Below are 12230 nucleotides of genomic sequence, written 5' to 3'. Positions count from 1 at the left end.
CTAGAGCATTTTTCGAATTAGTGTAGACCATTTATACAGAGACGGAACCAAGCCTGAGCATTATCAGGGGAAATAAGCTTGAGAGCGTCGGCTATAGCTTGCTCAAGGGATTCTCTGGTTCTAGCTTTGGCAGCCCGAAGCAGTTGTTTGAGCTTAGCCCAAGCCTTTTCGATCGGATTCAGATCGGGCGAGTAAGGCGGCAGGTATAGCAATTCTGCTCCAGCGGCCTCGATCAGCCTCCGTACGCCGTTGACCTTATGGGAACTCAAGTTGTCCATTACCACCACATCGCCAGCTGTCAGTGCCGGACAGAGTATGTGTTCGACATAGGCTAGGAATATCTCCGCATCGGTAGCGGCTTCGATGGTCATCGTTGCTACCATGCCACGAAAACTCATTGCTCCCAGGATGGTCATGATTTTCCATTGTCCTCCAGGAGTAGATTCGTGTATACGAGTGCCTCCGAGGCAACGGGCATAACGCCTCGTCATCGAAGTTGTCACACCACTCTCGTCAAGGAAGATCAGCCGTTCCAGACTTGTCGCCTGGATCTTGGCGACAAATTCTTGGCGTCGCTGGCGGTTCGCTTCGGTATCGCGTTCACTGGCATAGAGCGACTTTTTTTCAGCCGTAAACCCAGTTTCCGAAGTAGAAACCAAATCCGCCCCAAGCTCAGTTCCACGCTTGCTTCATTGTGCAACTTTGCTTGCACTTCAGCCAACGTTAAATCCGGCTCCGCTTCCACCCACGCTATTACCTGCTTTTGCTCTTTGGCTCCGACGTGTGGTTTTCTCCCGGGACGATGAACAACTCGCTCGGCTTGACCACTATGCTTCCGCTGGCTGGAAACCTTCTTCGCCCAACCTACACTTACTCCAAATAGCTCTGCCAATTCCTCCAGCGTCCCATTCCCATCATCATAGGCTGCTAGGAACTTACGTCGCAGATCATCTTCGTAGGCTTTCGCCATTGCTTTGCTTGTCGCTGAGTTTCGCCATGCTCAGTCTACACTAATTCGAAAAATGCTCTAGCTTCCCCTACGCAGCTAATTTCCTTATCGACAGGGGATGGCAGCCAACGCTCGCCATCGACCTGCTCAAGCAGGCAAAGACACAGATAGAAGCAGAAAGAGCCAGAGACAAGGATGATGACACTGTAACCGAAGAGGGCTTGAAAAAGCGTAAAGAGTGGCAGACCCGCCAGGACCAAGAGATAAACGGCTCATTACTACAAGCCTACGCGCAAGCCGGGCTCCCACAGGAAGCCTTGCAGTTAAAAGCAGCCGTTGAAAGACCTCTACCCGAAGATAAGAAGTTACAGTCGGATTACTGGCTCAATCGTGCACGCTTTGAAGCGCTCCAAAAGCATACCGTCGATGCTCTCGCTTACTACCAACTGGCGCTGCAAACCAGAATCGAACCACCGAAGGCATGGCAAGGCAGATTGAAAGACAATCTCACCGACGAGGCGCATGCTCTCTGGACGGCACAGGGTGGAACAGAGACAGCCTGGAACGCTTGGAGTAAACCAGCTCCCGTCGATGTAAAGGCAGCGCAGGAAGGGCGCTGGGAGAAACCCAAGAAAGGAATTCCCTCCTTCGAAATCTCGGACCTTTCAGGAAAGACCTGGAAGCTGAAAGAGCTGGAAGGAAAGGTTCTCCTGATCAATGTGTGGGCCACTTGGTGCGGTCCCTGCCAATCGGAGCTGCCCAGGCTGCAAAAGTTCTATGAGCAGATCAAGGACCGCTCCGATATCCAGATCCTCAGCTTCAACGTTGACAACGATCTGGGCTTAGTCGCTCCCTTCATAAAGAAGAAGGGCTTTACCTTCCCGATCCTGCCGGCCTCTTCTATGGAAGCAACGCAACAAGGCATTCCACAAAACTGGATTATCGATCCACACGGCGTCTCCCGATGGGAACAGCTTGGATACGACGGGAAAAACGATGCCGAGTTCGAGAAGGAAATGCTCGACCGTCTGGAAGCAGTCAAAGCCGGCCAGTAGAACCAATAAGCAAGCATAAGCAATTAGGGAGACTCGTCCCGTAGGGACGGGTCTCTCGAGTTTCTACTGAAGAAAAAATTAGTGCGGTTAGAAACCGCCACCCTCGGTTTGGTACCGCCGGACTCCAGGCCGGCTGTCGTGGAGGGTCTCCAGGCCCTCCACCTGGGAAGCCGGATATCAATACGCAATTTCAAGTTCCAACGCTGCATCACCTGTGTGGGCGAGGACGCCCACACGACAGCCGGCCTGGAGACCGGCGGTACATTAAGATGCTCCAGCAGCGCTAAAATCCTGGCGGTCTCTTGTCGGCGACATTGAGGCTTCGCTCCAGAGCAAGCCCTACCCTTCCAATTGTCCCTTCGTCAAAGAGTCTGCCGATTAATGTAACTCCGTGAGGCACTTTTCTTGGAGTCGAAAATACCGGCAGCGGACGATTCGGATCTGGAGCCCAATCGCTGCGAGCCTTCGTTACCTCGACAAATCCAGCACGCAGAGTCAGCGAAGGATGGCCTGTGAAGTTTGTAATCGTCAACATCTCATCGCGCAACGACGGCACGAGCAACAGATCGACCTGCGACATGATGCGGCTCATCTCATTAGCAACTTTGCGGCGGAAGCGATCTGTCTGCACAAAATCGACGGCTGACAGAAAACGGGCTTGACGGAAGCTGTTCGGCCAGGCATCCGGAACCTGCATCTTCAGCTCGCGATCTTTGTGGCTGAGCGTGAGCTCCTCAAAAGCTGCTGCCGCCTCCGAGAAGAGAATCACATTCAACGAACCGTAAGGCCAATCCGGAAGAGCAACCTCAACCGGAATCATGCCTAACTTCTTTACCGTCTCAAAAGCTTCCCGATCGACATCCGTTGCCGGACTCTCATTCATCCACTGCGGGAAGTATCCGACGCGCAGCCCTTTCACCCCCGCATTTGCATCGAAGTCCAGCTTACTTGGAACGCTGGAGAGATCGCCCGGATCGGGACCGGAGATAGCATGCAGGACGAGCAGAGCGTCTTCTACGCTACGCGTCATCGGACCCAGTTTGTCGAGCGACCAGCAAAGCGTCATGGCACCGGTTCTGGGCACACGTCCGAAGGTTGGACGCAAGCCCGTAATGCCGCAACGCATGCTCGGACTGACGATGCTTCCTTCCGTCTCACTGCCAATAGAAAAGCCAACCAATCCGGCTGCCGTCGCCGCGCCCGGCCCGGCACTCGATCCCGACGAGCCCTCTTCCGGGAGCCAGGGATTCATCGTCTGACCACCGAACCAGACATCGTTCAAGGCCAGCGATCCCAGACTTAACTTTGCAACTAATACCGCTCCGGCATCGTTCAATCGCTGCACAACAGCTGCGTTGGTGGAAGGAATGCGATTGCGAAAGGGTTCAGCTCCATAGGTCGTCGGAATACCGGCGGTGTCAACGAGATCTTTTGCCCCCCAGGGAATGCCGTGCAACGGGCCGCGATACTTACCGGCGGCAATCTCCTGATCGGCCTTCCTTGCCTGAGCCAGAGCGGAGTCGCGAGTAAGCGTGATGACGCAATGGAGCTTGGAATCGAAACGCGCCAAGCGGTCGAGATAGATGTTTGTCAGCCGCTCCGAGGTCAGCTTGCGGCTCTGAATCCAATGAGAGAGCTTTGACACTGGAGCATAGGCGATATCCTCGTCCTTGGACGGAAGTGGGCCTGGATCAGCATTACTGCGTACAAAATGCTCTTGTGCAGGCAAGGGTTGCGTACCGGGAGCGACAGCATACCAACGCGACCAGGGAGCCAGATTCTCTTCCAGGGCTACCTTACGCGGACCGACCCGGCGCTCATAAAGAGGGGCCATCGAGTTACGCCAATTCCCTGCTGCTTCGGCGCGTTCGCTATCACTTAGTTGTATGTTGACCAGCTTCTCGGCCTCGGCAAAGGTTGCAGCCGAGACTTCAGGGCCTACAGCTGGAGCCGTGCCGAAGGCAGGAGGTGTCCCGGCAGGAGATTCACCGGAGGGATTCTTCGAGCGGCATCCAACTGCCGCACCCAATAACCCAAGAGAGGAATGCTTGAGGAACTGCCTACGCGATCTCGCCATAGGCAGTGAATATCCGATTCAAGGAGAGTTGTAAAGGACTAACAATTCCCGCCAAACGGAACTATCGTCAAGAGGCGCCGCATCTTCGCAACGGCGTGTAACGCCGTCCTGGAGTTGCCGAATCTGAAACAAGCAAGGCTTCGATAGATCATGGAAGTTGCAGCCGTTACGCAAAAGGCATCCTGGAGGGATGCCAATACAATAGCCCCGGGTGTAGCGTAGCGAAACCCGGGGTCACGTACAAATAAAACATTGCCCGCCCCGGAAGGTGGCGGCACGAAATCTTGTCCAATCAAGAGAAGTGAGATTCGTTCCGCCCCATCCGGGGCGGAGATCGCGTTGGTATCGGTTTCCCCGGGTTTCGCTACGCTACACCCGGGGCTACTGTCGTAGCATCCCTCCAGGATGCTTTGCTGTAACACACTCAGCTAAGGGAACGAGAGAATGCGTAAGTATCGGCAATCGGGCAAAACTAGCTTCCGGAGATATGTCAGGTTACCCATATAGAGATCTCTGAGTTCCCTACCTTATCCCGCTTCGCGTCCGTGAAGATGGGGCACCCCCGATTGCGGCTTAGGCGACCACTTCTACGTTGCTTCCTGCTAATGCTTCCTCGACAGTTACAATTCTGGCAAAGCGTCCATCCAGAACCAGTTCCGTTCTTGCCTTGATCTCTTCGGGACTCCATTCTCTACCGTGACGATCGATCATGGGAAAGGTCAAGGTCGCCTCCGTTACATAGTCGACCTGATAGCCGCTATCCGAAGCATGGCGAGTTGTAGTTTCGCAACACTGTTCCGTACGGAGTCCCGAGACGATCACTCGGCGGATACCTTGCTGCACAAGCCAGACATCGAGTCCGCTGCCGACCAGCGCACTATGGCAACGCTTATGAAAGATAGCATCGGGAGAAAACGCCAGACCGGAGAGGGTTTTCACATAACCCGAGGCCAAGGAGAATACCCCTTCCGGATCTACGTGAAAGACCTGAACAACCGGTATGCCTTGGGCCTTGGCTCCATCGATCAGCTTTTGTAGATTCTTGAGAAATTGCGGGACATCGCAATCATTCCAATACGAGCGGTGACGAAAAGATTCCTGTACATCGATAACAATTAACGCGGTATCTGCTGTAGTGGGCACTTCATGCCTCCCATGAACTTAGTATGAAAATGATGGTAGGCATTTCTTCCACTCGACGATAGACAGGCAGAAGCCGAAAACCGGACAGAATGAGCCAGCAGGATTTCAACGTTCAGAGGGAATGAAAGAGCAAGAGCCTCAGGTCCGGGAGAACCCAAAGACCTGGTTTGATCTTTGGGGTGGGAGCTCTCCGGGATTGAAACCTGAAGCCCTGGCCCTATTGGGAGATAACACTACGCGACAACACACTTTCAGAGTGGGCCCGGGACTACTCCCCCCGAACCCCATTCCTCCTTTCATGCCCTTTTTGCGAGCATGTGATTACGCGCCGAGGAGGCACCTGCCGCCCTTACCGACAGACGAGGAGAGTCAGTTCTTACTTCTCCCTCTGCCAGGCGGAACTGACGAACAACACTTTGCAGATTTGTAGCCAAAGAAGCCAGATTCTTGCAGGACTCCGATTCCTTCTCAATGGCCAAGGTGGTCTTCTGCGTTAGATTTGCAACCGTACTGATATGACTGCTGATCTGTTCACTGGCACTGGCCTGCTCCGTTGCCGCAGTCGCAATCATGGCAATCATTTCTTCCGTCTTCTGTGACATATCGATAATGGAGTTCAACGCAACCTGGGTATCATCGACATGCTTCAAGCCATCGGAGACGCCTTTATTGCCGAGTTCCATTACAGTCATCACTCCGGAGGTTTCGGATTGGATAGCCTGAACCATTGCCGCAATCTCTTCGGTTGCCGACTTTGTACGCTCAGCCAGACGACGGACTTCTTCGCTGACGACGGCAAAACCGCGTCCATGCTGCCCGGCCCGGGCCGCCTCAATCGCGGCATTCAGAGCCAACAGATTTGTCTGCTCGGAGATCTCGCGAATTACGGTAACGACCTTTCCAATCTCTTCCGAACGCTTTACGAGAGAGCCCATACTCGCCGTCATCTCTCCGGTCGAAGAGGAGATGTTCTTCATCGCCGAGCTGGTATTGTCCATTACATGGCCGCCGCTGGTTGCAGCCCTGGCAGAGTCGCGGCTGACCATAACGGCATGCTCGCTATGCTGCGAGATTTCGGAGATAGTGGCACTCATCTCCTGCGCTGCTGCTGCCGTAGCTTCTACCAGCTGTGACTGCTCACGCATATTTTCTGCCGACTGCTCGGACTGTTCTGAGATTTCGCTGCTGGTCGTCGCCAGTATCTCGGAACTCTGCATGATGGAGCCGACAATCTCGCGCATGGAATGAACCATACTGTTCAGGGAGCGAACCATTTCTCCAATCTCGTCCTTTGAGTCGAGATCGAGAGTCTGGGTCAGATCCTTCGCCGCAACCTTACCCAGCAATGCCGACGCCAGACGCAGAGGATGTCCGATCACCCGGGTCATCAACCAGCCATTGCAGATACTAAGGAGAACCACGACAGCCATCACACCGAACGAGAGCAGGCGCATGGAGGAGAAGGTGTCGTCAGCCTGGTTGGTGGCCAAGGCCGAGCCTTGGTTATTCAGGTCGATTCCCTCCTGAACAATCGCCGCCAACTTCTCATATACAACGCGGCCATTGCCCAGAAGCAGCTGGCGCGCCTGATCTTTCTGCCCTTGTCCAACCAGGGCAATGACCTGTTCGCAGAGAGGCAGGTATTCGGCCTGGGCACTCTTCATCTTTTCGAAGCGGGAACGCTCTTCCGGGCTTGCAATCAGAGCTTCATACTGCCGCTCTTCGGTCGCCAGTCTCTCGATGTAGTCGCTCTTCTGCTTCTTATACTTTTCGGTGCAGGCATCATCCTCGCACAGCAGAACGCCGATTTCCGCTCTTCGGATCTGGGAGAATTCAAAGCGGATCTCACCCAGTACCTGTACCCCGGTCAGCCACTTTTTGCTGATTTGCGAAGTCGAGTCATGCAGCGTCGACATCGAAAAAAGATTGATCGTGCCGTACCCGATGCAGAGCAGACAGACGATGCCGAAAGAAACTACCATCTTTCGAGCAATGGGCAGATTACGGAGGAAAAACATCATATAAGGTCTCCCTATGCGGGAATCTTTCATAGCCTTATATCGTCTTGATATAACAAGGGAAGAGCCTTTAGTAAAAATAAACAAAATGGGTAACTCTAGCTGATCTCTATAGATGTAGCTTCGATTGTCCCGGTAGGTAATGGCTGGAAGATGACTTGAAGGTAACGTCCATGACACTTTTGAGGGAGAGGCCCGATCACGACTTCACGTGATAGGTTCATCGGTACTGGGGTGAATTTCTATAGAGAATAGGGGCGGCAATACAAAACAGCTGTGCTCGCCGTCACGTTGTCTGCTGCCGACGCAGCAGCAGCCTGGGCCAACCGGCAAACCAGCGATCACGCTACTCCACTCTCGAAGAAAACGTAGGTCTCTGAATCTCTCCTCTCCGTACTGGCCAGAACGGAGCAAACGGGGGAGAAGGCCACCTTAACCAGCCTGCTCTCACTTTTTCTTTCTCCAGATAGCAACTCATTCCAGGAACTTATTTTGCAGAGCAGCACAGCTACAAGGGATTGATAACATGCCCAAGAGGTAAACCATCTTCGATGTAGCTGCATCTTCTTGCAAGTAAGGAAGAGCTCTCCTAAAGATCACATAGGACTCATTGACTTCTGCCCTTGATGACCAGGAGCTTCAAATATCTTGCGCCTCCGGTCATACGATCATAAGTAACGCTCTTTCTGGATGGATGAAGTATTTCCGTATGAGGCATGCGCCTGCTGGAGGTTCTATGCGAGTTGCTTTGGTAGCCCCGCCCTTTATTCCTGTGCCGCCTCCAAGATACGGTGGCACGGAACTGTTCTTGGCTCATTTAGCGGAAGGCCTTCGGAAGCAAGGTATCGACGTCGTACTCTATTCCAACGGTGAATCGAAGATCAACGTCGAAAATCGCTGGCTCTACCCCACCGGAGAGTGGCCCATTCAAAACGCTACCTCCGGACAGTTGAGAGACCTGAACCACTCTTCTTGGGCCATTGCCGATGCCGAGCGAAGCTGCGATCTCATCCACGTCAACAGCACTATGGGAGTGGCCTTCTCGCGAAAGAGCCATGCACACTTCGTTTGCACACTCCATCATCCCAACCTACCGGAAATAAGCGACTTCTATCGCCACTTCCCCGGGATTCAATACGTGGCTATCAGCCGTTTCCAGGCGGAAGGAGAACGGCTTCCCCTGATTCGTACCATTCATCACGGACTGGATGTTTCGAAGTATCGAGTGCAAACAAAGAAGCAGGACTACTTCTGTTTTCTGGGAAGGTTTGCTCCGATAAAAGGAGCGCACCTTGCCATTGAAGTTGCCAAACGCAGTGGTATTCCGCTCAAGATGGCAGGAGAAATTCAGCCTGTCTTCCGCGATTACTTTGAAACCAAGGTGAAGCCGCATATCGATGGTAAGTTCATTGAATACGTTGGCGAAGCTGATCTGGAGGCCAAAAATCAGCTACTTGGCAATGCCAAGGCCATGCTCTTTCCGATTCTCTGGGATGAACCCTTCGGCCTGGTGATGATTGAAGCAATGGCTTGCGGCACCCCGGTGCTGGCACTTTCTGGAGGAGCAGTGCCGGAGGTAGTGCGTCCCGGTCTCTCAGGAGAAATAGCCCTCAATCTCGAGGAGCTCGTCACCAAGGCGAAGAATCTCAAGAAGTTTGATCCTCGCTGGCTGCATCATTACGTCGAACAAAGTTTTTCAGTAGACGCGATGACCAGAAAATACATCGCACTCTACCGTGAACTAACAGGCGAGGGTGAGAACCCAGAACCGAAAGTCGCAGAAAATGTGGAGCTACGAGCGGCATGAGCTCTTCCACGAACTTTTCCGAGAATATAGAAATTACCGGGTTAGAACGTACGCAGGCTCCCATAGAACCAACCACCATCTATCGGGAACCCTATCTTTCCAGTGCCGACAAGCTGGCACTGATTGAGGGTAAATCCTTTCTGGTGACGAACCTGGCAGGCGATCTTATGCCTCCCGGGGCTCCGCACATAGGATTCTTTCACCACGACACACGCTTTCTAAGCCAGTTGCAACTCACCATTAATGGAAATCCGCCAACCGTCCTCTCGTCGACCACCGAAAGATCTTTCCGGACCAAGGTCGAGCTGACGGCTCGAGGCAAGAACACGGGGACCGATCTCGACTTCCCGCTACATACGGTCCATATCCATCGTGAGCAGCTTCTGAACGAAGGAATTCTGTATGACACCCTGTGCTTCCAGAGCTTCCACCACTCTACGACGTGGATGACGGTTGAAATCACCTATAACGCGGACTTCATGGACATCTTCCAGGTTCGCGGACTCCTGCGCGGCAAGAGCGGACACTACTATTGCCCGCTGCACAGCTCTGAGCGGCTGCTCTTTGTCTACGAAGGTCTCGACAACCGTCTGCGTTCGACGGAGATCCGCTTCCACACACCTGCCAAAGAGGTTCATGAAGGCACCGCTTCCTGGGAAGTACAACTCCAACCAGGAGAGCAGTCGCGAATCATAACCTCCATACTGCCTCATTACCAGGAGAAGCAAGGGAGCGTGCAGGTCGATCTCTCGGCCAACGATTACAAGGGACCAAGACACCCGGCGGCAACCGGCATAGAGGAGATCAGCCGATGCGAACGCGAGAAACGCGAAGAGTACCATCGATGGTTCGAGAAATGCACCCGCTTTGAGTCCGACGACGAATTCTTCGACCGGATGCTCCTGACTTCGATCAATGACTTCTACGCTCTGCAGATTCCCGACGAGAACCACCACATCGTCTCCGCCGGAATTCCGTGGTTTGCCACTATCTTTGGACGCGACTCGATACTGGCTTCCTTGCAGGCGCTGATGCTGAATCCCTCCCTGGCGCAGGATACGCTGCGGGTTCTTGCCAAATATCAAGGCCGGCAATTCGATTCGGATCGTGACGAAGAACCGGGAAAAATTGTTCACGAAGTGCGCACTGGAGAAATGACGGAAACGGGTGAGGTAGCCTTCGGACTCAACTACGGCTCTGTCGACTCGACCCCGCTCTTTCTGAGCCTTCTTGGGCATCAGTACGATTGGACGGGCGACCTAGAATTTGTAAGCGAGATGTTACCGGCTGCGCATAAGGCGCTCGATTGGATCCGCAACTACGGCGACCGCGACGGAGACTCCCTCATCGAATTCGAGCGCAAGAGTCCGAAGGGACTCTTTAATCAAGGCTGGAAGGATTCCGGAGATGCAAATATCTTCTCGGATGGCGCCATCGCCCAGCCTCCAATAGCTTTGGTCGAGGTCCAGGGCTATGTGATTCATGCCCTCCGTAGCTTCGCCAAACTATGCGACGCATTGGGGCAAAAGGAGGAAGGCGAAGAGTTGCGCCATCAGGCGACAGGCATAGCCGAGGCGCTTGACCGCCAATTCTGGCGCTCCGACATGAACTACTTCGCCATGGGCCTGGACCGGAACAAGCAGCCGTTGGATGTATTCGGGTCAAACCCAGGACATCTACTCTTCTCTCAAGCTATCTCTTCGGAGCGGGCATATCACGTTGTCAAACATCTGATGGACGATGGCCTCTATTCGGGTTGGGGCATTCGCACGCTCTCCTGCCTGGAACGAGGATATAACCCGCTCAGCTATCATCGCGGCTCGGTCTGGCCGCATGACAATTCACTGATCGCTTATGGAATGTCGCTGTATGGCTTCCAGCGCGACGCTTCGCGGATCTTCGACAATCTCTTTCACGCCGCATTGCACTTCCGCGACTATCGCCTGCCGGAGCTCTTCTGCGGAGTGCAGCGCAAGGAGCATGACGAGCCGGTGCATTATCCCGTGTCGTGTTCGCCGCAGGCCTGGGCTTCAGGGACCTTCCTGCTGATGCTGACCGGGCTGCTGGGATTACGCCCGGATGCTCCGAATCATCAGCTTGGAATTGTGAATCCGCTGCTGCCCGAATCCCTGAACCGACTCGTGCTGAGAAACCTCCGCATCGGAGAGAGCACGGTCAGCCTGGAGTTTCTGCGGCACCGCAATCGCACCTTCTGCAACGTGATCGATATGGAAGGGAAACCAATCGAGGTAAAGATCGCGTTCAAACACATGTAGAGGCAGTCGTTTTAGAGCATGATTGCAGAAATAGATATCAGAGAATATCTGTGCAACAATCGGGGCTTTGATAGATCATGAGAGTTTGCCAACGTCACGCAAGGGACGTCCCGGTAGGGATGCCACGACAATAGCTCCGTGCGAAGTCCGCTTTGCGGACGCTGGAGTTTCCACATTTCTTGTGAAGGATACCAATAAAGGACAACAAAACATAACAGCAATTTCGGTCGTTGCAACCATTGGTCAGGCTGTGTGTCAGGGATGGCCTTCAGGCCATCCGCAAACAGTCTCCGTTAAGAGAGAAGAAACATTTTCGGTAACACATGCAGCGGGAAGAACAAAAGCATTAGGGCTCTACCAGTTTGAGTGTTTTGGTCATTGCTTCCACGCGAAGATCCTCTCAAGCAGTACCGTGCAACTATTCGGCCTGCTCAATTTCCTGCAGAATTTGTTACCGAGAATGTTAAGCCACTCTTAGGAAGACAGCTTTCGGATGGCCTGAAGGCCATCCCTGACACACGACCAAAGCCACTTCGCCTTTGGGACTCTGTTATGTTCAAAGATTTCCTGCAATTCCAGCTCGGAGAATGTAGAAACTCCAGCGGCCGATTTGCGGACGGGAGCGCGGGATAGCTTACCCCCCAAAAAATCTCCGCCCCGTATGGGGCGGAACGAATCTTACTTCACGGATTGAGCAAGCATTCGTCCCGCCGCCTACCGGGGCGGGCAATATCTATCTTGTATGTTACCCCGGGTTTCGCTTCGCTTCACCCGGGGCTACTCTCGTAGCATCCCTACGGGATTGGAAGCCGTACCAACTGCTATTGCTTCGATCTGCAGCTTTTAGGGAAAGGCTCACTAGAGCATTTTTCGCATATGTATAGACTTGCTGACGACAGCGAAGA

The 12230-nt window shown here is 53.6% G+C and carries 7 protein-coding genes; 3 read left to right on the top strand and 4 right to left on the bottom strand.

Annotated features, from left to right (window positions below; genetic code table 11):
• Positions 1-17 precede the first annotated feature (17 nt).
• Complete coding sequence (locus tag AC6I7T_RS27915) at positions 18-659, bottom strand: IS630 family transposase (RefSeq protein WP_497788089.1); 642 nt, start codon at positions 657-659, stop codon at positions 18-20.
• Between the two features lie 511 nt (positions 660-1170).
• Here AC6I7T_RS27915 and AC6I7T_RS27910 point away from each other — a divergent pair.
• Entirely contained in the window at positions 1171-2004 is an 834-nt protein-coding gene (locus tag AC6I7T_RS27910) for a TlpA family protein disulfide reductase (RefSeq protein ID WP_497791100.1), read from the top strand.
• Between the two features lie 283 nt (positions 2005-2287).
• On the opposite strand, the gene AC6I7T_RS27905 is transcribed toward AC6I7T_RS27910, so the two are convergent.
• The 3 genes from AC6I7T_RS27905 to AC6I7T_RS27895 form a co-directional block, all read right to left on the bottom strand.
• Positions 2288-4081 (bottom strand): amidase, encoded by a 1794-nt coding sequence (locus AC6I7T_RS27905; protein ID WP_497791099.1) that lies wholly within the window; start codon positions 4079-4081, stop codon positions 2288-2290.
• 573 nt (positions 4082-4654) lie between these two features.
• Positions 4655-5224, bottom strand: a complete 570-nt coding sequence (locus AC6I7T_RS27900) for an isochorismatase family protein (RefSeq protein WP_497791098.1) — start codon at positions 5222-5224, stop codon at positions 4655-4657.
• 296 nt (positions 5225-5520) lie between these two features.
• Complete coding sequence (locus AC6I7T_RS27895) at positions 5521-7245, bottom strand: methyl-accepting chemotaxis protein (protein ID WP_497791097.1); 1725 nt, start codon at positions 7243-7245, stop codon at positions 5521-5523.
• 733 nt (positions 7246-7978) lie between these two features.
• Here AC6I7T_RS27895 and AC6I7T_RS27890 point away from each other — a divergent pair.
• Together AC6I7T_RS27890 and AC6I7T_RS27885 are read left to right on the top strand one after the other, a co-directional pair.
• On the top strand, positions 7979-9049 hold the full coding sequence (locus AC6I7T_RS27890; protein WP_497791096.1) for a glycosyltransferase family 4 protein: 1071 nt from the start codon (positions 7979-7981) through the stop codon (positions 9047-9049).
• Complete coding sequence (locus AC6I7T_RS27885; protein WP_497791095.1) at positions 9046-11325, top strand: amylo-alpha-1,6-glucosidase; 2280 nt, start codon at positions 9046-9048, stop codon at positions 11323-11325. The genes AC6I7T_RS27890 and AC6I7T_RS27885 overlap by 4 nt, the downstream gene beginning before the upstream one ends.
• Positions 11326-12230: the final 905 nt, after the last annotated feature.

The organism is Humiphilus diazotrophicus, assembly GCF_059726315.1.
Note: the sequence above shows the minus strand (reverse complement) of the source record. Positions and strands in the feature narration are given on the sequence as shown.